This is a genomic window from Rhodococcus sp. OS5 (genome assembly GCF_056837585.1).
In genome coordinates this window covers 3,531,852-3,558,757 of sequence record NZ_CM166368.1, presented here as the reverse complement: position 1 = coordinate 3,558,757, position 26,906 = coordinate 3,531,852, and the positions used below count along the sequence as shown (strand labels likewise).

Sequence of the window (26,906 nt, the reverse complement as noted above, 5' to 3'; positions counted from 1 at the left end):
AGGCGCGATCAGCCTCTTGCTTTCGCGCTGTTGATTCGGACGCGGCTACGCACTCGGCGGCCGCGGAGATCATGCGGGGCGGGGCGCTGTGAAACCCTTCGAGGTAAGTCGGACCGACCCTTCTGATGAGACGCTCTTTCCGCTCTCGGCCGCCCAACGGGCAACCTGGTTCGCTCAGCAATTCGATCCCGAAGTCCCGATTCTGATAGCGCACTACGTGGAGCTGCGCGGCGAACTCGACGTCGAACTGCTGGATCGCGAAACGCGAGCGGTGGCATACGAGTTTCAATCTCCTTTGCTCAAAGTGATCGAGATCGACGGTCAACCGATGCAGTACGTGGATGAGAAGGCCGAAATCTCGGTCGGTTTGGTCGACCTCCGTGGGTCCCCCGATCCGATCGAGGATGCCCTCGGGTGGATGCGCCGAGATTGCCGGACACAGCTCGACCTGGCAGTCGACGGAATCGTCGCGACCGCTGTGCTGCGCGTGGGTGACGCGCACTATCTGTGGTACAGCCGCATCCATCATGTTGCGCTCGACGGTTTCGGTGCCATGACCATGATGAACCGCATTGCGCATCGGTACTCGGCCTCGGCGGCGAGAAAGGACTCGCAGCCGAGTCGTGCCGCGACACTGCGCACGCTGTACGACATCGACGAGCGGTACAGAATGTCGGATCGATTCGCCGCCGACCGGGAGTACTGGGCTGAGCGCAATACCACCCTCGCCGGATCCAGCCTGGCGGAGGCTTCTGGGCCCGCGCAAACCGAGAGCCGACTCGAAAGCACACTGATGTCGGACCGAAGTTGTGCCCTTCTCTACGAATCCGAGAACCACGCTGCACCGGTCATCGCTGCGCTCGCGTTGTACCTCGCGCGGATGACGGCGAAAGAGACTGTCCAGATTCATGTTCCGATGTCCGGGCGTACTACGGCGGTGCTGCGGGACTCGGGCGGCATGATGGTGAAGGTCACGCCACTGCTCATCCGTGTCGCAGCGGTCGACACCGTCGGTGAACTCTTCGCCCAGGTCCAGCATGAGCTCATGGGTGCATTGCGGCACCAGCGCTGCAGCCTCGACGACATCCGTAGGGACGCAGGCGTGACGAGCGGTCTGGAAGGCGAAGACTCATATGCCGGGCCCATGGTCAACGTCATGCTGTTTCGCCAGGAGGTGCAGTTGGGCGAGGTGGTTGGGGAGTATCACATCGTCACCTCCGGGCCGGTGGACGACCTTCTGGTCAACGTGTATCCGAGCGGCGACAGGCTGCGTGTCGACTTCCGGGCAAACCCGATCCGATACGAGGAGGCGGGTTTACGCGAGCACCACCGGAATTTTGTCGGCTTGCTGGAAGAGTTGATCGCGTCTGATTCCGGTGCCGAACTCGCAGACATTCACAGCCCGACGGCCCGGGAGGGCGAGCGACGACAACGCGAAGTGCGGCACCTCGAGTATTGGAGACATGAGCTCACCGGGGCGCCCGAACTATTGCAACTTCCGTTCGATCGGCCCAGACCTGCAACGCAATCGCTGGAGAACGGACGGGTTGAGGTCCTGATCGCCGCCGACACCCACGCGCGGATCACGGCGATGGCGAGTGATCTCGGGACGGACACTCGTGCGGTCTTACATGCAAGCTTTGCTCTCCTGGTGAGCCGGTTGTCCGGTGCTTCGGATGTTGTGATCGGTACGCCCGCGGGATCCGACGCGAACATCGTCGCCATCCGGAGTCGCATCGATCTGGAGACGCCGTTCACGGCACTCTTGGGCAGTGTCGTCGAGGTCCGAAGTAATGCGCTGCCGCACAGTGGGATACGGCTCGAGCAGGTGGCGGAGTCGCTCGAGGTGGAGGATGTACCTGCGTATGCGCCGGTGATACAGGTGACGTTCGAGTCCGTCGCCGGCGCTGACGAGCACCCTCGCGACATCGGCCGCTTCGATCTCGGAGTGTCTGCAGTCGAGACTTTCGACGAGGTGGGTACGCCGTCCGGAATCACGGTGACGCTCGCGTTTGCCACCGATCTATTCGACGCCGAGACGGTACGCGGCCTCGGTTTGCGGCTCGCGTGCGTCCTGGAATCCGTCACAGCGGATCCGGCAATCATGGTCGGCGACATCGATATCTTGTCCGACGACGAGCGATCCGCGATACGGCCTGTCCGCGGTGACCCGCGCGCTTCGCATCGCACCCTGGCCGATTTGTTCGACGGTGCGGCGCGCACACACCCCGACGGCGTGGCCCTGTCGTATCTCGATGCCGAGTTGACGTATCGAGAACTCGACGAGCGTTCGTCGAAGTTGGCCCGAGAATTGATCGACCGCGGCATCGGTCCGGAAAACAGTGTGGCGCTGGGTTTGACGCGTTCGATCGAATCGGTTGTCGCGATGTTGGCGGTGACCAAAGCCGGCGCGGCATTCTTGCCGGTGGATCCGACCTATCCGGATGAACGTGTTCGCTTCATGCTGACCGATTCCGGCGCCGTACTGGGGCTCACGGTCGTCGCGGAACTTCATCGCTTGCCGGATTCGATTTCCTGGATAGCAATCGACGACGCTGAGTTCCGTGGCCGACTTGCACGGTTGTCCGTGCGCTCCATCTCCGATGTCGATCGGGTGCGCCCGATCCGGCCCGACAATCCCGCATACGTGATCTACACGTCCGGGTCCACCGGACTCCCCAAGGGGGTGACGGTCTCGCATCGTGGACTGGAAGCGCTTGCTGCCGAACAGCGTTCGCGGTTCGGTGCGACCCAGGATGCGCGAACGTTGCACTTCTCGACCCCGAGTTTCGACGCCTCGATTTTCGAGTACCTGCTGGCTTTCGGTGCCGGAGCGACCATGGTGATTGCGCCGAGCACGATCTACGGCGGTGACGAGTTGTCTCACTTCCTCGAATCCCAGCGTGTCACGCATGGTTTTGTCACTACTGCGGCGCTCGGAACAGTTTCGCCCGAGGGCCTTTCGGACTTCGGCGAAGTGGTGGTCGGTGGTGAGGCCTGTCCGCCGGATCTCGTGCAGCGGTGGGCTCCCGGCCGACGGCTGTGCAATGCGTACGGGCCGACCGAGACCACCGTCATGTCGAACATCGGCGAGCCGATGGTGTCGTCGGAGGACATCACAGTGGGCGGTCCGCTCCGCGGCTTCGAGGAGATCGTGCTCGATCAGCGATTGCACCCCGTCCCCGACGGTGTTGTGGGCGAGCTGTACATCTCGGGAGACGCGCTCGCACGTGGATATCACCGGAAGTATGCGTTGACCGCAGAACGATTCGTGGCAGACCCCTTCGGCCTCCCCGGGCAGCGGATGTATCGAACGGGGGATTTGGTGCGGTGGCGCCGTGGCCGTGGACTCGAGTACGTCGGTCGTAGTGACTTCCAGGTGAAAGTTCGCGGATTTCGTATCGAACTCGGGGAAATCGACAGCGTCGTGCGGTCGTGTCCGCAGGTCGAGAATGCAGTCACCGTGGCGCGTGCGGCTCCCTCCGGGACAGCGACGATCACCACGTACGTCGTGCCTGCCGGCGGAAGTGCGCTCTCGACGGCCGAGCTGACGCGGTACGTCGCGAGCCGTGTTCCGTCGTACATGGTTCCTGCGGCATTTGTTCTACTCGACGAGTTGCCGGTAACTCCGGCGGGAAAGGTCGATCGCGCTGCCTTACCTGCACCTCGGCTCGATGCTCGGTCGGACGACTTTCGACCGCCCGAGGGCGCTGAGGAACTAGTGCTCGCCGAGATTTTTGCCGATGTTCTAGGCTTCGAGACGGTGGGTGCGGGTGACGACTTCTTCGATCTGGGCGGGAACTCACTGATTGCCACGAAGCTGATCGCTCGCGTAAATGCCGCTGAAGAAATCGATTTCGGGGTGCGGACTTTGTTCGAAGCACCGACTATCGAATCATTGGCCCGTCACGTGCGGGATGCGAAGTCATCCCGCGTTGATCGCACGCGTTCGAAGCGTCCAATCCTGCAGGCACATTCGTACAGGGACAAGATTCCGGTGTCTGTGGCACAACGACGCCTGTGGTTCGTCAATCAGTTCGACACGTCGTCCCCGGCCTACAACATTCCGATGGTGGTCCGACTGTCAGGTGCCTTGGATGTCGCTGCGATGCAGCGCGCGGTGGGAGATGTTGTCGATCGGCATGAATCGCTCCGTACCGTCTACCCGGCGTCGGTCGACGGCCCCCATCAGGTAGTAGTGCCTTCGGAACGCGTGACGTCGAAGATCGCGTGGGAAGTATCCGTGGACGAGGAAGCCTTGGACAGGCGCATCGCCGATCTCGCTCGCGAGGGGTTCGACGTGAGCGCGAACGTGCCCCTGCGCGGCTCCCTTTTTCGGGTCACGCCGGACGATCATGTCCTTGCGCTGGTGGTTCACCATATTTCGGCGGACGGAGCATCCCTCGAGCCGCTGGCCCGCGACCTGACCCGCGCCTACGCGGCGCGGGCTGCGAAACGGGCACCGGACTGGTCGCCTTTGCCTGTGCAGTACGCCGACTACAGCCAATGGCAGATCGAACTGCTCGGCAGTGACGACGATCCGGACACGCTCGAGGCGAAGCAGTTGGACTACTGGACGTCCACCCTGGCCGGTCTACCTGACGTGATCGACCTTCCGCTGGATCGACCGAGACCGGCGGAACGATCCATGCGCGGTGAATCGGTCCGATTCTCGGTGCCCGCAGACGTGCACAGTGAACTCCTCGAACTCGCTCGGAATCACAACACGACACCGTTCATGGTGATGCACGCAGTGCTGGCGGTTCTGTTGGCACGGCTGAGCGCCTCGCCGGACATAGCGATCGGGACTCCGGTAGGAGGGCGCGCCGAGCAAGTCCTCGACGATCTGGTCGGGATGTTCGTCAACACGGTCGTCCTGCGAATCACCGTTGACACCGCCGCGACTTTCGAGGAGATCCTTTCACGAACTCGCGAAGTCGATCTGGCAGCGTTCGGACAAGCCGAGGTGCCGTTCGAGCGAGTCGTCGATGCAGTTGCGCCGGAGCGTTCGTCATCTCGCTCACCGCTCTTCCAGGTTCTGTTGGAATTCCAGAACACCGCAGATCCCCACCTCGAACTACCCGGACTGGGTGTCGATGTTGTTCCAGTCGACGTCGGTGTCGCCAAATTCGACTTGCAACTGTCGCTCTCCGAGCAGCGTGGCAAAGACGGCGTCCCCATGGGTTTCGATGCCGCCTTCACCTATGCCTCCGATATCTTCGAGCGCACCACAGTCGCCGAGTTCGGCGAGCGTTTCGTCCGCCTCCTCCGGTCGGTCGTGTCGGATCCAACAGTGCCAGTAGGGGATACGGAAATTTTGGGCGCGCCCGAGCGTGGGTTGGTGGTGGGTGGTTGGGATGGTGTGGGGGTTGTGGTGGGGGGTTTGACGTTGGTGGATGTGTTGGATGGGCGGTTTGCTGGTGTGGGTGGTGGGGGGTTGGTGTGTGGTGGGGTGGTGTTGTCGTGGGGTGAGTTCGATGTTCGGGTGAATCGTTTTGCGCGGTTGTTGATTTCGTTGGGGGTGGGTCCGGAGTCGCGGGTGTGTGTGGCGTTGTCGCGGTCGGTGGAGTTGTTGGTGGCGGTGTTTGCGGTGGTGCGGGCTGGTGGGGTGTTTGTTCCGGTGGATGTGGGTGCGCCGGTGGAGCGGGTGGGGTTTGTGGTGGGGGTGGTGGATCCGGTGGTGGTGTTGTCGCGGGTTGGTGATGGTGGGTGTTTGCCGGTGGGGGTGGGGTTTGTTGATGTGGGTTGTGTTGATGTTTCGGGGTTTTCGGGTGGTCCGGTGGGGGTGGGGGATCGGTTGGGGGTGTTGTTGCCTGAGCATGCGGTGTATGTGATGTTCACGTCGGGGTCGACGGGTCGTCCGAAGGGGGTGGTGGTGTCGCATGCGGGGGTGGTGAATCGGTTGTTGTGGATGCAGGGGGAGTTTCCGTTGGGTGTGGGGGATGTGGTGTTGCAGAAGACGCCGGTGTCGTTCGATGTGTCGGTGTGGGAGTTGTTTTGGCCGTTGATGGTGGGTGCGCGGTTGGTGGTGGCGGATCCGGGTGGGCATCGTGATCCGGTGTATTTGGTGGGTGTGATCGAGCGGTGGGGGGTGTCGGTGGTGCATTTTGTGCCGTCGATGTTGGAGGTGTTCGTGGGGGAGTTGAGCGTGGGGGAGTTGGGGGTGGGGTGTTCGGGTTTGCGTCGGGTGTTTGTGTCGGGTGAGGGGTTGTCGTCGGTGTTGGCGGGGCGGTTTGCGGGGGTGTGTGGTGCGGAGTTGGTGAATTTGTACGGGCCGACGGAGGCGTCGGTGGATGTGACGTTTCATGTGGTGGAGGGTGTTGTGGGGGTGGGTGTTCCGATTGGTCGGCCGGTGTGGAATACGCGGGTGTTGGTGTTGGATTCGCGGTTGCGGCCGGTTCCGGTGGGTGTGGTGGGGGAGTTGTATGTGGGTGGGGTGCAGGTGGCTCGGGGGTATGAGGGTCGTGTGGATTTGACGGTGGGTCGGTTTGTGGCGGATCCGGTGTCGGGGGTGGTGGGTGCTCGGGTGTATCGGACGGGTGATGTGGTGCGGTGGGGGTGTGGTGGGGTGTTGGAGTTTGTGGGGCGCACGGATTTTCAGGTGAAGGTGCGGGGGCAGCGGGTGGAGTTGGGTGAGGTGGAGGCGGTGTTGGCTGCTCAGGTGGGGGTGGCTGGTGCGGTGGTGGTGTTGCGGTCGGGTGTGGGTGGGGATTTTTTGGTGGGGTTTGTGGTGGGTGAGGTGGGGGTGGTGGTCGATGAGGTGGTGGTGTTGGAGGGGGTGCGGAGGTCTCTTCCGGGGTTCATGGTGCCGTCGGTGGTGGTGGTGTTGGGGGAGTTTCCGGTGACGGTGCATGGGAAGTTGGACCGTAAAGCCCTCCCGGACGTCAACTTCGAACCTCAAGCGCTGCAGTATGTTGCGCCACGAACGCCGGTCGAGGAGACGGTTGCCGCAATCTTCGATGATCTGCTGGGAACGTCGACGGTGGGCGTGAACGACGACTTTTTTGCCCTGGGTGGGAACTCTCTCAGTGCGGCCAGGTTGGTTGCGCGAGTGAATTCTGTTCTCGGCGAACGGATCAATATTCGTGACGTCTTCGATGCTTCTACCGTTGCAGCGCTGGCCGAATTGGCGCAGTGTCGCGGAGGAGAGGGGGCCAAGCCGGCGTTGACGCCGCGGGTTATGACGACAGATATCCCACTTTCACCGGCGCAGGAGCGAATGTGGTTTGCGAATCAGTTCGCCCCCGAGTCCGCCGCCTACAACGTCGCGTGCGCGTTGAGGCTCGAAGGTGCAGTGAACGTGAGTGCGCTTCACGCTGCATTTGTCGACGTCGTCGAGCGGCACGAGTCCTTGCGCACTGTTTTTCCTCTCACTGACGACGGCCCGCGTCAAGTGATCATGTCCACCTCACAGGTGGTATCGGATCTTGCACCGATACTTGTGCAGGGAGAGGAAGAGCTGCGCGAGCGTAGCCGGCAGATCGCTTCGGATGGTTTCGACGTCACGCAGCAGGTCCCGATGCGCGCCACCTTGTTGCGGCGAGACGACCAGGTCCACTCGCATGTCCTGGTGATCGTGATTCACCACATCGCCGCCGACGGATTCTCGACGGTACCGCTGGCCCGAGATCTCATGAGCGCATACTCCTCCCGTGTGAACGGTAAGGCACCGCAGTGGGCGCCGCTCGGGATCCAGTATGCCGACTACGCGTTGTGGCAACGTGGTTGGTTGGGCTCGGAATCGGACTCTCGGTCTCTGATCTCGAAACAGCTCGGCTATTGGGCCGAGAATCTTGCGGGCGCACCTGAGGTTCTCGACATTCCGACCGATCGACCGCGCGGTGATGTGCGTTCGCTTCGACGCGGACGGATCAGGTTCGAGTTCGGTCCGAAGGTGCATGCGGGTGTGGTTGCCCTGTCGCGCAAACACAACGCCACGGTCTTCATGGTTGTGCACGCAGCCTTGGCAGTGCTGCTGGCGAGGCTCAGTGATGAGGACGACGTAGCCGTCGGAACTCCCATCGCCGGGCGTGGGGAGCGCGAACTCGACGACCTGGTGGGCATGTTCGTCAACACGTTGGTCTTGCGCACTGCAGTGGACCGCGGCGCAACTTTCGGAGACTTCCTCGACCAGGTCCGAAACGTAGATCTGAGCGCCTTCATTCACGCGGACGTGCCGTTCGAAAGAGTCGTCGAGATCGTGAATCCTTCACGTTCGACGGCGTACTCGCCCCTGTTTCAAGTCATGTTGGAGTTCCAAGACATCGAACGGCCTGCACTCGAACTCCCCGACCTGCAGGTGACCGACGTGGGCGTCGAGATCGACACCATCAACTTCGATCTTCAGTTGACGGTGACGCAGAATGCCGGCGCAGCCGGCGAATCGGACGGTCTTCGCGCCGAATTCGGATATGCCACAGATATTTTCGACGAGGAAACGGTAGCGGGCTTCGCCGACCGCCTGCAACGGATTCTCGAGCGCGTTATCACGGATCCGCAATCACGGATCGGAGATATCGAGATCCTCGACGCCTATGAGTCAGCCGAACTGGTACCCGTGCGAGGTGAGATTTCCGCCGCTGTTCAGACCCTTCCGGATTTGCTGACTGCAGCAACAGATATGGCGACTGCCCAGGATCCCGGCGCCGTTGCGCTGGTGTTCGAGGAACGTGAAGTGACCTATCTCGAACTCGACGCGCAGTCGAACCGATTGGCCCGCATGCTGATCGAATCCGGAGTGGGTCCCGAATCGGTGGTGGCGTTGTGTCTCCCACGCTCCATCGAGTCCGTTCTGGCGGTGTGGTCCATTGCCAAGACAGGTGCGGCATTCCTTCCCGTGGACCCGGGACATCCTGCTGCTCGTATCGAGCACATGCTGGGCGACTCCGGTGCAGGGTGGGGGATAACGTCTCGAGCTCACAACGCGGCATTGTCCGGCCTCGTGCCGTGGCTGGTCCTCGACGATGCCGGTTTCGAGGAACGGCTGCGGGCGTACTCGCTATCGAAAGTCACCGACGCGGATCGGAAGGCACCGATTCGCATCGACAATCCGGTCTATCTGATCTACACGTCGGGGTCGACAGGAACACCCAAGGGCGTGACGGTCACACATCGCGGGTTGAGCGACTTCGCGCTCCAGGAGCGTGAGACCTTCGCCGCCACGACCCGATCCAGAACTCTGCACTTCGCTTCGCCGAGTTTCGACGCGTCGGTTCTCGAGCTCGTGATGGCCGTTGGTGCTGGAGCCACGATGGTGATCGTGCCACCGACCGTCTACGGCGGGTCGGAACTGGCGGCGCTACTGGAGCGCGAGCGCGTCACCCATTGTTTTGTGACTCCGGCGGCCTTAACGTCCGTCGACCCAGACGGTCTCACCACTGTCGGTTGTGTCGTGACAGGTGGGGAAGCGTGTCCGCCGGAATTGGTGGCCCGCTGGGCGCCGGGCAGAAAGATGTTCAACGCCTACGGTCCTACCGAGGCAACTGTCGTGTCGAGCATCAGTGCGGCACTGGCTCCGAACGACCCGGTCACTATCGGCACACCTACTCGCGGATTCAGTGAGGTAGTGCTGGACTCGCGTCTGCGAGCGGTACCGGTAGGTGTCGCGGGGGAGTTGTATCTTGCCGGGCCGGCTCTCGCTCGCGGCTATCACCGGCGATACCCGTTGACCGCCACGCAGTTTGTCGCAGATCCCTTCGGTGCGCCGGGAACGCGGATCTATCGCACGGGCGATCGCGTGCGGTGGACGCCCGACCGACGGCTGGAGTATCTCGGGCGCACCGATGCCCAAGTCAAAGTCCGTGGGTTCCGCATCGAACTCGGGGAAGTCGAGGTGGCACTGCAGACGCACCCGCGCGTGGCCCAGGCGGTGACGGCCGTCTGGAACGGCGACGGCAGGGATCGGTTGATCGGCTACGTGGTTCCCGATCGCGGAGCGAGTGTCGATCCGCGAGACGTCCTCGCCCATGCAGGCAAGCGCCTGCCGTCGTACATGGTGCCGGCGGCGGTGGTGGTGCTCGACGCCGTTCCGCTGACGGTTCACGGAAAACTCGACCGCGCAGCGCTTCCCACACCCGATTTCTCGTCCGCCGCCACACCCGACCGGCCACCGCGAACGGAAACCGAGAATCTTCTTGCCGCTCTGTTCGCGCAGGTTCTCGGTCTCGACGCGGTAGGAGTGCATGATTCGTTCTTCGAGCTCGGTGGCGACAGCATCATGTCCATCCAATTGGTGGCCCGCGCTCGCGATGCGGGTGTGATCATCTCACCCCGAGATGTTTTCGACCACAAATCCGTCGCCGCGCTTGCCGAGTCGGCGCACCTTGAGCAGGACAGGCCTGATGTACTCGCGGAGCTACCGGGATCCGCTGTCGGAACTGTTCCACTGAGCCCGGTGGCGCAGTGGATGCTCGACCGCAGCAGTGGCGGGCTGCGTGGCGGCGGAGTGAAACGGTTCTCCCAGGCGCTCTTGCTGACAGCTCCCGCTGATCTCACCCAGGACCTCCTTGTCCGTGGTCTCCGGGTGTTGCTGGACCGCCACGGAATGCTTCGAGCTCGCTTGGTTGAGAGTGACCGGGTCATGGAAGTCTTACCACCCGGCTCGATCTCGGCCGAAGGACTGATCCACCGCGTAGCTGTCGATTCGGTGGACGACGAAGGTTTCAGGGCCTTGGCGTCGGGAGAACTCGAGGCCGTGGCCGACAGCTTGGATCCCGCCACGGCTGACATGGTGCGCGTGATCTGGTTCGACCTGGCCGACAAACCTGACGTGTCGACCGGGCGGGGCCGACTACTTGTGGTGATTCATCACCTGGTTGTCGACGGCGTCTCGTGGCGCATTCTGGTCACCGACCTGGCGTCCGTGACAGCACAACTCCAGGCCGGTGTCACCCCCGAACTGCCACAGATCGGAACGTCGTTCCGGCGATGGGCGCATGGGCTTGTCGAGCACGTGGGCGACCGGAGCGTCGAACGGGACATGTGGATAACGATCCTGGACGGCGATGACCCGTTGATCGGTTCGCGCCCACTCGATCCCACGATCGACGTCGACGACACGGTCGACACCGTTACAGTGGACATCTCGCCTTCGGTGACCAGGAACCTTCTCACCACGGTTCCTGCGGCATTCCACGCCGGCGTGAACGACGGACTCGTCACCGCTGTTGCGTTGGCCTCGATCGGGTGGCGACGACGCCGCGGTTCGGACACCGCTGCCGCCCTGATCACTCTCGAAGGACACGGCCGCGAGGAAGGGGTGGTTCCTGGCGCAGACCTCGGTCGCACCGTTGGTTGGTTCACCACGCTCTACCCGGTGCGCGTGGACCTCGGCGCAATCGACGTCGACGACGCACTGGCAGGTGGCGCCGACGCCGGGCGGGCTCTCAAAGCTGTCAAAGAGTACGTGCGTGCGATCCCCGATCATGGAATCGGATTCGGGATGTTGCGGTACCTGTCGGGCGAGAGCGACCCACTCGGCCGATTCCGTTCTCCTCAGATCAGTTTCAACTATCTGGGCCGGATCAGCTCCTCTGACGGAACACAGGACTGGCTGCCGGTGGAGGGCAATCGAAGGCTCGGCGGAACCCAGAACCCGTCCATGCCTGTGGCGTCCGTGATCGACATCAACGCGGCGGTTGAGGACCATGTCGACGGGCCCTGCCTGACAGCATCTTTCACCTTTCCCCGCGGAGTGCTCGACGGGTCTGACGTCGCGGAGTTCGCGGAACTGTGGCGTCGTGCGCTCGACGGACTCACCGCGCACGCGTCGCGACCTGATGCGGGCGGTCTGACGCCGTCGGACATTCCCATCGTCTCGGTCGACCAACAACAGATCGAACGCTGGGAGAACGATTTCCCCGGATTGCGCGATGTCTGGTCGGTGTCGCCCCTTCAGGCCGGGCTGATGTTCCATGCCTCACTGGCGGCCACGTCGACGGACGTCTACACAGCGCAGTTGTGCGTCGAGCTCGAAGGAGCGGTTGATTCCGAGCGTTTGCGCGGCGCTGCTGCCGGACTACTCGCAAACCACCCGAATCTGTGTGCAGCGTTTCTCTACGACGTGAACGGCCTACCGGTGCAGTTGATTGTCGACGATGCAGTGATTCCCTGGACCGAGGTCGACCTGAGTGATCGCGGATCGGCAACCGACGCAGATTTGGAGCGCCGCCTCGACGAGGATCGCAGTGCACCCTTCGACCTCGCTTCGCCGCCACTGCTTCGGCTGACGTTGCTGCGAACCTCGCCGACGAGGTGTGTGTTGGTGGTGACGAACCATCACATCGTTCTCGACGGTTGGTCGATGCCGTTGCTGGTTCGCGAACTGTTGATGCGATACGCGGACGACAGTCTCTCGGTCGAGAGGGCCCCGGCCGATCTTCCCGAGACTCCGTCGTACCGCACCTATCTGGAATGGTTGATGCACCGCGATATGGAGACCTCGCTCGCGGCGTGGGAGGACGCCTTGGAAGGCGTCGACGAGCCGACGTTGTTGGCGCCTTCGACGCCGATCGCGGAGCAGCTGGTGCCCGAAGAGGTTGCCGTCGATCTACCCGATTCGGTGCGCGACGGACTCGGTGCGCTGGTCCAACGGAGCGGGATCACGATGAACACGGTGATCCAGGCGGCGTGGGGTGTCCTACTGTCTCGGATGCTTTCCCGTGACGACGTAGTCTTCGGCGTCACGGTTTCGGGCCGCTCACCCGAGTTGCCTGGTGTGGAAAACATGATGGGGCTGCTGATCAACACGTTGCCTGTCCGAGTGCAACTGGATCCGGACGAGACGTGTACGCAGCTGCTCGCTCGACTGCAAAGCGAGCAGACAGCTCTGCTCGATCATCACTATGTCGGACTCGGCGCGATTCAATCTGTCGTAGGGACAGGCAATTTGTTCGACACACTGTCGGTCTTCGAGTCGTATCCGATCGATACCTCGGGGATGGGCGGGAACACCGACATTGCCGGTATGCGCGTCACCGCTGTGAATGCCCGCGACGCCACGCATTACCCGCTCACCGTGCTGTCGGTCGCGGAACCGACGCTGCAGGTCAGCCTGCGGTACCAGCCGGCGGCATTTGACCGCGCCGCGGTCGACACCATTGCACAGCGAATGTCGCGGATTCTTGCCGCCTTCGCAGCGAACGCGGATACACCGGTCGGTGAGGTCGACGTGTTTGTCGCCGGTGAGCGTGGGTTGGTGGTGGGTGGTTGGGATGGTGTGGGGGTTGTGGTGGGGGGTTTGACGTTGGTGGATGTGTTGGATGGGCGGTTTGCTGGTGTGGGTGGTGGGGGGTTGGTGTGTGGTGGGGTGGTGTTGTCGTGGGGTGAGTTCGATGTTCGGGTGAATCGTTTTGCGCGGTTTTTGATTTCGTTGGGGGTGGGTCCGGAGTCGCGGGTGTGTGTGGCGTTGTCGCGGTCGGTGGAGTTGTTGGTGGCGGTGTTTGCGGTGGTGCGGGCTGGTGGGGTGTTTGTTCCGGTGGATGTGGGTGCGCCGGTGGAGCGGGTGGGGTTTGTGGTGGGTGTGGTGGATCCGGTGGTGGTGTTGTCGCGGGTTGGTGATGGTGGGTGTTTGCCGGTGGGGGTGGGGTTTGTTGATGTGGGTTGTGTTGATGTTTCGGGGTTTTCGGGTGGTCCGGTGGGGGTGGGGGATCGGTTGGGGGTGTTGTTGCCTGAGCATGCGGTGTATGTGATGTTCACGTCGGGGTCGACGGGTCGTCCGAAGGGGGTGGTGGTGTCGCATGCGGGGGTGGTGAATCGGTTGTTGTGGATGCAGGGGGAGTTTCCGTTGGGTGTGGGGGATGTGGTGTTGCAGAAGACGCCGGTGTCGTTCGATGTGTCGGTGTGGGAGTTGTTTTGGCCGTTGATGGTGGGTGCGCGGTTGGTGGTGGCGGATCCGGGTGGGCATCGTGATCCGGTGTATTTGGTGGGTGTGATCGAGCGGTGGGGGGTGTCGGTGGTGCATTTTGTGCCGTCGATGTTGGAGGTGTTCGTGGGGGAGTTGAGCGTGGGGGAGTTGGGGGTGGGGTGTTCGGGTTTGCGTCGGGTGTTTGTGTCGGGTGAGGGGTTGTCGTCGGTGTTGGCGGGGCGGTTTGCGGGGGTGTGTGGTGCGGAGTTGGTGAATTTGTACGGGCCGACGGAGGCGTCGGTGGATGTGACGTTTCATGTGGTGGAGGGTGTTGTGGGGGTGGGTGTTCCGATTGGTCGGCCGGTGTGGAATACGCGGGTGTTGGTGTTGGATTCGCGGTTGCGGCCGGTTCCGGTGGGTGTGGTGGGGGAGTTGTATGTGGGTGGGGTGCAGGTGGCTCGGGGGTATGAGGGTCGTGTGGATTTGACGGTGGGTCGGTTTGTGGCGGATCCGGTGTCGGGGGTGGTGGGTGCTCGGGTGTATCGGACGGGTGATGTGGTGCGGTGGGGGTGTGGTGGGGTGTTGGAGTTTGTGGGGCGCACGGATTTTCAGGTGAAGGTGCGGGGGCAGCGGGTGGAGTTGGGTGAGGTGGAGGCGGTGTTGGCTGCTCAGGTGGGGGTGGCTGGTGCGGTGGTGGTGTTGCGGTCGGGTGTGGGTGGGGATTTTTTGGTGGGGTTTGTGGTGGGTGAGGTGGGGGTGGTGGTCGATGAGGTGGTGGTGTTGGAGGGGGTGCGGAGGTCTCTTCCGGGGTTCATGGTGCCGTCGGTGGTGGTGGTGTTGGGGGAGTTTCCGGTGACGGTGCATGGGAAGTTGGACCGTAAAGCCCTCCCGGACACCGATTTTGCGAGCGCTGCATATCGGATTCCTGCCACTCCTGCCGAAATCGGAATCGCCCGTGCTGTTGCCGACGTTCTCGGTCTCGACCAGGTGGGTGCCGACGACAGTTTCTTCGAACTCGGCGGGGATTCCCTCAGCGCCACTCGAGTCATCGCCCGCATCAACGCCGCATTGCACACCAATATGGGGGTCAATGCACTGTTCGACGCCCCCGTGGTCGCGGACCTGGCGGCCTCGATAGATCCAATCGACTCCGCGCCGGGCGAGCCTGGACCCGAGGAAGCTACTCGTGTGCCCCTCACGAGTAGGGCACGGCCAGAACGTATTCCGCTGTCGTTCGCGCAATCGCGGATGTGGTTCGTCAACCAGTTCGACACGTCGTCTCCGCTCTACAACATCCCCGTCGCACTACAACTGGACGGGTTCCTGGATTCGGGTGCGCTCCAAGCCGCGCTGGGTGATGTGGTGGAACGGCACGAATCTCTTCGAACGATCTTTCCTGCGTCCGCAGACGGGCCCTACCAGGTGATCGCCGAACCCGCGGTCGCTGCTCCTCGAATCCACCCCGTGCCGATTCCCGGCGAGTGGCTTTTCACGGACTTGCACGCGTTCTTCGACATCGGATTCGATGTGTCCGAAGGGTTCCCGCTGCACGTGAGGTTACTCCGAACCGGACCGGAGCAGCATGTACTCGCGATCGTTGTTCACCACATCGCCGCAGACGGCTTCTCGATGGCACCACTGGCACGCGACCTGATGAGTGCATATACCGCGCGCACGCAAGGTCGGAGCCCGGACTGGGCGCCGCTGCCGGTTCAGTACGCCGACTACACCCTCTGGCAGCGTGAGATCGTCGACGCAGACGTTGGTCCGGAAACTTCGCTCTCGGCCGAATTCGATTATTGGACAGCGAAGCTGTCGGGTATTCCGGACGTCTTGCCGCTCCCTCTCGATAGACCACGAACCTCGAAACGGTCTGCCGAGGGCGCGGTGGTTTCGATGGACTTCTCGCCCGAGATCCATCGAGCTTTGAACGAACTCGCACACCAGAACGGTTCGTCTCTGTTCATGGTGATGCATGCGGCTCTGGCGGTATTGCTGGCACGGCTCACTACAGCGGACGACGTAGTGATCGGGACTCCGGTCGCAGGTCGCGGTGCATCGGAGTTCGACGATGTGGTCGGGATGTTCGTCAACACGCTCGTCCTTCGCACACCTGTCTCATCCGGAGCAACCTTTGCCGAGGTGTTGGCCGCGGTGCGGTCAACGGATCTCGGTGCTCTGGACCATGCAGACATCCCCTTCGAGAGGTTGGTGGATTACCTCTCGCCCGACCGTTCCACCGAGCATTCACCTCTGTTTCAGGTACTCCTCGAATTCCAGACCGATACGGGACTGCGCTTCGACTTGCCGGAACTGACGGTTCGCTCGCTCGACGTCGATCTCGCGGTTGCGAAATTCGATCTGCAACTGAGTGTGATGGAGCACGTCGACGAGCACGGTGAGCCCGCTGGTATCAGCGCCGGTTTCCGTTATGCAACAGATATTTTCGATCGAATGTCGGTGGCGCGCATCGCGGCGCGCTTCGAAAGAGTGATCGGCGCCGTGACCGAGAACCAGTCGGTGGTCGTCGGTGATATCGACATGATTCTGGCCGGCGAACTCAGCGGGTTGCTGGTTGCGCCCACGCCCTCTGGCGCCGGAACAGACGAGGATTCGTTGTCGGATCTCTTCGATCGCACGGCGCGGACGTCCGGTGCTGCCGTGGCGGTGCGCTGCGGCGAATTGTCGGTTACGTACCGCGAACTCGACGAGCGAGCAAACCGCCTCGCTCGACTGTTGGTGGCGCAGGGGGTGGGGCCGGAAACCTTGGTGGCAGTCGCGATGGCCCGCTCGATCGACCTGATGGTGGCATTGCTGGCGGTGGTGAAGGCGGGTGGCGGATACGTACCGGTGGACTCGACTTCTCCGGTAAACCGGGTGGACTTCGTGCTGCGTGACGCCCGGCCGAAGTGTGTGTTGACCACCCGGGCCGACGGCGACTACATACGAGACAGTGACGCAATCGCAGACAGCGAGATTCCAGTGATTGCGGTAGACGACCCGGTGATTCTCGATGCACTGCACAGGTTTTCTCCGCTTGCGGTGACCGACCGAGATCGGCTGCTACCGCTCCGACCCGAATCGGTGGCCTACGTGATCTACACCTCGGGGTCCACCGGGCGCCCGAAGGGGGTGCAGGTTTCTCACCGCAGCGTAGTGACGTTGCTGGCAAACACCAGAGCGCTCTTCGGCTTCGGCAGCGGCGATGTGTGGACGATGTTCCATTCGGAGGCATTCGACTTCTCGGTCTGGGAAATGTGGGGCGCACTCGCACACGGTGGCCGACTGGTACTGGTCGACTACTTCACGGCCCGTTCACCAGAGGCATTCCTCGAATTGCTACGGCACGAACGTGTCACGGTGCTCAATCAAACTCCCACCGCCTTCTATCAATTGGCGGAAGCCGACCGGCTTACCGGGGGTGCGGCCCTGTCATTGCGCTACGTGATCTTCGGCGGAGAAGCGCTCGACTTCGGACAGTTGACGCGCTGGTACGCCCGTCGCGGGACTTCGTCACCAGATCTGGTCAACATGTACGGCATCACGGAGACCACTGTGCACGTCAGCCATTTACCGCTCGATCGTGTGCTGGTGCGTCAACGATCGGCCTCGGTGATTGGTCGGGCGTTACCCGGATTGCGTGTGTATGTGTTGGATCAGCGGTTGCACCCGGTGCCGCCCGGTGTGGTGGGTGAACTGTATGTCTCCGGTGATCAGGTTTCACGCGGATACCTCGGCCGGTTCGGTCTGACGTCCGCGCGGTTCATTCCCGACCTCGCGGTCAGTGGTGCGCGTATGTATCGATCCGGTGACCTGGGGCGCTGGAACGACAGCGGGCAGCTGGAGTACCTCGGACGAAACGATCTGCAGGTGCAGGTGAAGGGGTACCGAATCGAACTCGGCGAGGTGGAGGCTGCACTGCTCTCCGGAGTGGGCGTGTCTCAGTCGGCGGTGGTAGCCCGCAGAGACCGGTTGGTGGGCTACGTGGTGCCGGAGTCCGGTGCCACTATCTCTCCGGCGGCGTTGCTCGAGTATGTCTCACAGAGGTTGGCGCCCCACATGGTCCCCGCTGTCGTGACGGTTCTCGAGGGTTTGCCGCTGACGGTGAACGGAAAGCTTGACCGGAATGCATTGCCTGAACCTGACTTCGGGCGACAGGCAACCGTAAGTCGTGGCCCCGCGTCCGCGACGGAAAACATCCTTGCGAGTCTGTTCGCCGAAGTTCTGGGACTCGAGGAGGTGGGGGTCGACGATTCGTTCTTCACTCTAGGCGGTGACTCGATCATGTCCATCCAGTTGGTGACGCGCGCCAGGTCTGCCGGAGTTCTGATCACACCGCGCGAGGTGTTCGAACGCAAAACTGTTGCGGCGCTGTCCGAGACGGCCGGAACGGCTGGCAACCGTGTCGTCGTCGACGAATTGCCTGGCGGCGGCGTCGGTGAGATCGAATTGACGCCGATCGTCGAATGGATGCTTGACCGTGGTGGAGATTTTCGCCGGTACTTCCAATCTGTTCTGCTCTCGGTTCCTGCCACGCTCGACGAGGTCACGCTGACACTGGCCATGCAGGCTGTGCTGGACCACCACGACATCCTCCGCGCGGGCATCCGGGCGACGCATCATCCTGAATCCGCTCGGCGGATGGACGTTGCGCCTGTAGGTACGGTGCGGGCGGAGACCGTCGTACGCCACGTGAGCCTCGGGGGTTCTGCCGCGGAGACGGTCTCGACAGAACTCGACGCAGCTCTGGGGCGGCTCGACCCGGAGGCAGGTGTGATGGTGCAGGCAGTCCTGCTCGACACCGACGGGCAGATTCAAAAGGACCGGCAGAGCCGGAAACGGTTGCTACTGGTAGCGCACCATCTGGTGACGGACGGTGTTTCCTGGCGAATCCTGATCCCCGATCTTGCACTTGCCTGTGCGCAGGTGCAGTCAGGCGTCGACCCGTCACTTGCTCCGGTCGGAACCTCGATGCGTCGATGGGCACATGGCCTCGTCGACGCCGCGTGCGAGCCCGATCGGGTGGCTGAGATCGACTATTGGCGAGAGGTGCTCGAGGGTCCCGATCCGACTCTGGGTGTGCACGCCCTGACGAAGAGGGACACCGCCTCGGCCACCATTGACATCGAAGTACGAGTTCCCACGGGATTGACCGAGGCCGTGTCGACGACAGTTCCGCAGGCGATTCACGGGAGCGTCGAGGACGGATTGTTGACGGCTTTGGCACTTGCGATGGTCCGCTGGCGCATGGACCGCGGCATCGACAATCCGGAGACATTGATCAGTCTCGAGGGGCACGGACGCGAGGAACAGGTGGTTCCCGGGGCAGATCTTGCTCGCACGGTGGGATGGTTCACGACGATCTTCCCGGTGCGGATCGATCTGAGCGGAGTGGATCCGGGTGACGCCTTCGCCGGCGGCCCGGCTGCCGGCGTCGCTGCCAAGACTGTCAAGGAACAACTCCGGGCGGTGCCGGACCGCGGCATCGGCTTCGGGTTGCTGCGCTATCTGAACCGCGAAACGGCACACACTCTTTCGCAACTTCCGGTGCCTCAGATCAGCTTCAACTACCTCGGACGCGTCGGTGGAACCGACGCCGACGCTTCAGCGGGATGGGTACCGATCCGTGACGAGGACCTGCGGACGGTTGCGGCCGTCGATCTCCCACTCGCCAGCGTCCTCGAGGTCAACGTGATGACGGTCGACAGCGATACCGAGAACGGTCCGCAGCTCGTTGCCGGCTGGACGTTCCCACCGGACATTCTGGGTGCGGACGACGTTCGGCAACTGGGGCAGTGGTGGCTCGACGCACTGGCCGGGCTCGGAGAGTTCGCGGCGGGCGGCGGCGGATTCACACCCTCGGACTTCGATCTGGTCGATCTTAGACAGGAGGCGATCGACGACCTCGAAAGTCGGTGTCCCGACCTGAGCGATGTCTGGCCACTCTCTCCACTGCAAGCGGGGTTGTTGTTCCACGCCGAATTGGCCGAACGATCGGTCGACGCATACCTCGTACAAGTGGCTCTCGATCTAGCCGGCGCAGTCGATTCGGAGCGCCTGCGCCGCGCCGCCGACGCGCTGCTCGGCCGGCATGAGAACCTGCGTACCGCCTTCCTTCACAGCGCCGACGGCCGTGCCGTCCAGGTGGTCCGAAGCAACGTGGCAGCGCCGTGGCAGGAAATCGACCTCACTGGTGCACCAGATCAGGAAATTGATCGAGCGCTGGCCGAGGACCGAGCGCGCCCGTTCGACATGGCACGGGCGCCGTTGATCCGATTCACCCTGATCGCTCTCGCCCCCGAGAAGTTCACGCTCGTGCTCACCAATCATCACATCCTTCTGGACGGCTGGTCCATGCCCCTGCTGATCCGGGAATTGGCGACGCTCTATGCCGCCGACGGTCAAGTGGCGGCCTTGCCTCACGCGCGCGCGTATCGCGACTATCTGACCTGGATGAGCCGCCGCGATCAGCAAGCTTCCCGAGCTGTGTGGGCGAGGACGCTGAGCGGAGTCGAAAGACCGACGCTGTTGGCTCCAGCGGTTCGATCGCGTCGACTCTCCACCATGGCGGCCGAGTGGGTGTTCGATCTGGACGAGGAATTCACAACCTCACTTCGCGGAATGGCGCGTGAACTCGGGCTGACGATCAACACGATTGTTCAGGCATCGTGGGGGATCGTCCTTGCTGCACTGACCGGGAGAGACGATGTGGTGTTCGGAGCGACGGTGTCGGGTCGACCTCCCGAGCTGACCGGGATCGAAACCATGGTCGGGCTGTTCATCAACACAATTCCGGTCCGAATCACGCTGCGCCCGAGTGAAAGTATCGGCACACTCCTCGCGCGGATCCAGGCCGAGCAAGCAGAGCTGTCGGATCACCACTGTCTCGGGCTTTCCGAGATCCACGTAGGCGCGGGGCCGGAGATCGGATTCGACACGTTGACTGTCTTCGAATCGTATCCCGTTGACCGTCAGGGGCTTTCGTCCGATGCCGATATTGCGGGGGTCCGGATCACCGATGTCGAAGCCAAGGACGCTGCCCACTACCCGCTCAGCCTCGTAGCATCGGTCGACACCAGGCTCCGCCTGAAATTCGAGTACATACCCGAGGTTTTCGGTGCCGCCGACATCGAAGAGATCGCCGGACGACTGCGGCGCGTACTCGAAGCGTGTACCCAGCCGGATCGTCCCTTGGCTGTGGTGTCGGTGCTCGCAGCCTCCGAACATGCTGAATTGGTGCCAGTCCGTGGCACGGCCGGCGGGTCGTCGCGCGTCTTCCCGGAGATCTTCGACCAGGCAGCCCAGCGTGATCCGAACGCACCGGCCGTGGAATCGGCGGACGGCAGCATGACCTACGGCGAGCTGGACATCCTCTCCAATCGCATTGCTCGCATGCTCGTCTCGCACGGCCTGGGAACCGAGGACTATGTGGCGGTCGGTATCCCACGTTCTCTCGCGTCCGTGGTGTCGATACTTGCCGTCGCCAAGACAGGCGCTGCGTTCGTGCCGATCGATCCCGACTATCCGGACGAGCGGATCAATCACATGCTGATCGATTCGAAGGTCAGCTTCGGATTGACCACCACCGCGGGCCGAGATCGATTGCCCGATATCGCGGAGTGGCTGATTATCGACGATCCGCATTTCACTAAGAAGTGCGAGGGATTCTCGGGGAGCCCGTTGACCGACAACGACCGACTCCGTCCGATCGGGTTGGATTCAGCTGCCTACGTGGTCTACACCTCGGGGTCGACCGGCGTGCCCAAGGGCGTCGTGGTCACGCAGCGAGGGCTCGACAACTTCGCCCGAGACCAGCTCGAACGCTACGGCGCAACTCCACAATCACGCACGCTGCACTTCTCCACTCCGAGTTTCGACGGGTCGCTCTTCGAATATCTGCAGGCTTTCGGAGCCGGGGCGACGATGGTTATCACTCCACCCGGGATCTACGGGGGCGAGGACCTGGCGCAACTTCTGGCAGAGCACGCCGTCACGCACGCGTTCGTCACCACAGCGGCATTGGCATCGGTGGACCCGGCTGGGCTGGAACAACTTTCGGAAGTCGTATTCGGAGGCGAGGCGTGCCCGCCCGACCTCGTCGCTCGCTGGGCACCTGGCCGCCGCCTGTACAACGCGTACGGGCCGACCGAAGCAACGATCATGTCCAACGTCAGCCCGCCGATGACCGCCGGAGAACCAATCACCATCGGTGGACCCGTCAGGGGCGTCAGCGAACTGGTGCTCGACACTCGACTTCAAGCGGTTCCCGTCGGGGTCCCCGGCGAGCTGTACCTGGCCGGACCAGGCGTGGCACGGGGATATCACCGAAGGGCGGGGTTGACGGCAGAACGCTTTGTTGCCAACCTGGCTGACCCAGGAACGCGGATGTACCGCACCGGCGACATCGTGCGATGGACGGCGGACATGTGTGTCGAGTACGTCGGGCGAAGCGACTTCCAGGTCAAGGTTCGAGGCTTCCGTGTCGAACTCGGTGAGATCGACAGTGTGCTGATGTCGGAGCCCAACGTCGGTTTTGCCGTTACGGTTGCCGATTGCGTCCCCACCGGAGACACCCGACTCGTGTCGTACGTCGTGCCCACGGCGGGTCGACTGGACACCAGGCTCCTGATTCGCGCCGTGGCCAGGCGCTTGCCTTCGCACATGGTGCCTGCCGGTCTCACCGTCCTGGAGAACATTCCGTTGACCGCTGTCGGAAAGGTCGACCGTTCGGCGTTGCCAAGACCCGAAATCGAGACGACCACAGGGGATTTCCGTCCCCCGGTCGGCCCGGTCGAACAGGCAGTGTCGGACGTGTTCGCAGAGGTGCTCGGCCTCGAACGAGTCGGTACCGACATCAGTTTCTTCGAGCTCGGTGGAAATTCTCTGAGCGCCACTTCGGTCGCGGCGAGGCTACGGGCGGTGCTCGGAGTTACCGTAGGCGTGCGGGATCTGTTCGAGACGCCGACGGTCGCCGAATTGGCTACGGTGATCGGCCAGTCGGTCGCCGAACGGTCGGAGCGACTGGGACCGCGCCCCCGACCCGACAACATCCCATTGTCGTTTGCTCAGCAGCGGATGTGGTTCGTCAATCAACTCGACACCAGTTCTCCTGCATACAACATTCCGCTCGTGGTGCGGTTGAGCGGTGAACTCGACAAACCGGCCTTGAGATCAGCGATGTCCGATGTCATCGCCCGCCACGAATCGCTGCGAACGATGTTCCCGGTCCACGGTGACGGACCGGTCCAGCACATCGTGCCCACCGAGAGCGCCGAGCTGCCGCAGCTGACCGAGACAACGGTGACCGACGAACATCATCTCCGTGACGAGCTTGCCCGGATGGTCTCGGCCGGTTTCGACGTCGCCGCACGAATTCCCCTGTGGGCAGCGTTGTTCACCATCGATGAGCGCGAACACGTGCTTGCCGTAGTGGTGCACCACATCTCGGCTGACGGCTTCTCGATGTCTCCGTTGACCCGAGACGTGATGATTGCATACGAGGCCCACGCGTACGGCGGGGATCCCCAGTGGACGCCGCTTCCAGTCCAGTACGCCGACTTCGCGCTCTGGCAACGGGAGATTCTGGGCTCAGTCGACGACCCCGGGTCGGTGATCGCCGAGCAGTTGGCTTACTGGCGACGTGCACTGTCAGGTGCTCCCGACCTCTTGGAACTTCCGCTCGATCGAGACCGGCCGACGCAACAGAGTTTTCACGGCTCGCGGATTCACTTCTCGATCAGCAATGATCTTCACCGCCGTATTCGGAACGTGTCGCGGCAGCACGAGTCCACTGCATTCATGACTGTGCATGCAGCTCTCGCGCTCTTGCTGGCACGTTTGGGCAGCACCGACGACATCGTGATCGGCACGCCGATCGCCGGCCGGGGAGATCGTGCCCTCGATGATCTGGTCGGCATGTTCGTCGGCACGCTCGCATTGCGCACACAGGTGGATCCGGCTCGATCGTTCCGGGAGTTGGTTGAGCATTGCCGCGAAGTCGACCTCGCCGCGTTCGCTCATTCCGACGTGCCCTTCGAGCGGGTAGTGGAGGCGGTCGGGCCGAAACGGTCGAGCGCCTATGCACCGATTTCCTCGGTGTCGCTGGAATTCCAGAACAACGAACGACCGATTCTGAAGCTACCGGGACTGGAAGTCCGCGGGATCGACCCTGAACTCGAGGTAGTGAAGGTAGACCTGGAATTCCTTCTGGCCGAGGAGTACGACGATCGCGGTGAACCGGGAGGGATGAGCGGAGCCGTCGACTTTGCCACTGATCTCTTCGACCCCGGTACGGTCAGCGGTTTTGCCGACATGTTCGTTCGTGTGCTCGAGGCAGTGACCCGGAATCCGCAGGTACCGATCGGTGACATCGACCTACTCGGCGATCTCGAACGTCGCGAGTTGACGCCGGCGCATGGGCTCCCCGAAGTACCTCCGAAACTGTGGCCTGAGTTGTTGGCGGACGCCGTGGCGATCGATCCTGACTCGGTGGCCCTGTCGCTCGAGAACCGGCAGCTCAGTTATCGCGACCTGGACGAGTGGTCGAATCGTGTTGCCCGGGAGTTGTGCGGTCGCGGTGTGGGCCCGGAGACCTTCGTGGCACTGGGAATGCCTCGCTCGATCGAATCGGTGGTGGCGATCTGGTCGGTGACCAAAGCCGGAGCGGCTTTTGTGCCTGTCGATCCGGCCTATCCGCGCGAGCGCGTCGAATACATGCTCGCCGATTGCCGAGCCTCGCTCGGTTTGACTGTTCAGACCAGCCGAACTCACCTACCCGACGTTGTTCCCTGGCTGGAACTCGACGACCCACACTTCGCCCGGCGGGTAGCCGCGCTGTCGCCGGAACCGATCACCGATGACGATCGAACCGGTGAACTGAACCTCGATCATCCGGCCTACCTGATCTACACCTCGGGATCTACCGGGAAACCCAAGGGAGTGAACATTACTCATCGAGGTTTGGCGAGCTTCACGGCCGAAACTCGTGAGAGGTTCGAGGTCACTCACGACTCTCATGTCTCACAGTTGGCATCGCCGAGTTTCGACGCTTCCATCTTCGAGTTGACGATGGCATTCAGCGCCTCGGCGCAAGTCGTGATCGTTCCGCCTGCTGTGTACGGTGGCGCCGAATTGGCCGATGTTTTCCGGCGCGAGCAGGTCACTCATGCCACCATTACACCGACCGCGCTGGCGGCGTTGGGTGACAACGGTTTCGAGGCGCTCCGTGTTCTCGATCTGGTGGGCGAGGCCTGCCCGCCGGAGGTCGTCGCGCAATGGGCGCCGGGTCGGAGGCTGCACAACGGCTACGGCCCGACTGAAACCACCGTGCAGGCGAGTGTCAGCGATTCGATGAAACCCGGTGCGGGAGTGAATATCGGCTCGCCGGCAGTGGGCTTCGGCTTCCTGGTGCTGGACGAGCGTTTGCAGCCCGTCCCGGTGGGCGTGCCGGGGGAGTTGTACATCATCGGTCCAGGTATGGCACGTGGGTACCATAATCGGGCGTCGCTCACGTCGGAACGATTTGTCGCGTGCTCGTACGGGTCGCCGGGGCGCCGGATGTACCGCACCGGAGATGTCGTGCGTTGGCGTGAATCCGGCGGTGACAGTGCCAAAATCGTTGGCTCCGGCGATGGAGTGCATCACACGCTCGAATACATCGGGCGCAGCGACTTCCAGGTCAAGGTCCGTGGTTTTCGGATCGAACTCGGGGAAATCGATGCAGTTCTCTCACGCCATCCGTCGGTGGACTTCGCCGCGACTGTCGGCCACACGGGACCGTCGGGTGAAACGGTCCTGGTGTCGTACGTGCGTGCGTCAGCTGCCGACGCCACCGGCAGCGACGAGATACGGGCGTACGCAGCCGACCGACTACCCTCGCACATGGTTCCGTCGGCAGTGGTGCTTCTCGAGCGGATTCCGATGACACCGGTGGGCAAGCTCGACCGAAAGGCCTTACCGGAACCCGAATTCGGTTCGGCTGCAGGCGAGTTCCGCGAGCCGGTCACCGACACCGAGCGTGCCGTGGTCGACTCGTTCGTCGAGGTTCTGGGTGTCAGCCGGGTGAGCACTACCGACAGCTTCTTCGACCTGGGCGGGTCCTCCCTGGTGGCCACCCGAATCGTCAGCGCACTGCACTCTCGTTTCCAACGGAGAATCCCGCTTCAGTGGATGTTCCTCGACCCGACACCCGCTGGAATCGCTCGACGCCTCGACATGCCGACAGCCGACGCCGGTATGGAAGAGCTTCTCGCCGTGGTTGTTCCACTGCGGACGAAAGGGACTGGGCGACCGCTGTTCTGTGTGCACCCCGGTATCGGCCTGTCCTGGGGGTACGCCGGCTTGGTGCGGTATCTGCCCGAGGACCGACCGGTGTACGGACTTCAGCTCCCCGCACTCAGCGACGACGGTGACTATCAGTCGATCGAACAGTTAGCCCATCGCTACGTCGAAGAGATGGAGGCCGTTTCGCCGGACGGGCCGTACGACTTGCTCGGTTGGTCCCTCGGCGGAGTCATCGCGCACGCCATGGCCGTCGAATTGCAATCGTCCGGCCGCGACGTCGCCACACTGGCGATGATGGACAGCTACCCCGACAACGGCGATGCCCCTGCGTCAGCCGAACTCGACGTCCGAGACCTACTGCGAGGACTCGGCCTCGAACCCCAGACCGACCGAGATCTGACCTTCGACGAGGCGGCGGCCGTGTTGGCCCGGAGGCTCGGGCCCGAGACGGGAGTCGACGGTCGGGACCTCGAACGGATTGCCCGAGGGTACGAGACTTCACAGAGAATCACGCACCAGTTCGTTCCCCAGGTCTACGAAGGAGATCTGCTGATCTTCCTGGCATCCGGAGAAGACGACACAATTCCGCGCGACAGGTCGCCGCAGGAATGGAGCCCACTCGTGACGGGCCGGATCGTGGAGGTGCCCGTGCGCTGCGAACACAACGAGATGATCGAACCTCCGGCCATGGCGGTCATCGGACCGGAGCTCGCCCGGGTGCTCTCGATGTTTTCCGGATACTCCGAACGGGCATGACAACTTCAAGCCACCAAGCCGCACG

The 26,906-nt window shown here is 62.8% G+C and carries 1 protein-coding gene; it reads left to right on the top strand.

From position 1 onward, the window contains the following. The first annotated feature begins 88 nt into the window (after positions 1–88). Entirely contained in the window at positions 89–26,881 is a 26,793-nt protein-coding gene (locus tag ACVZUB_RS16485; protein ID WP_482627534.1) for a non-ribosomal peptide synthase/polyketide synthase, read from the top strand. Positions 26,882–26,906: the final 25 nt, after the last annotated feature.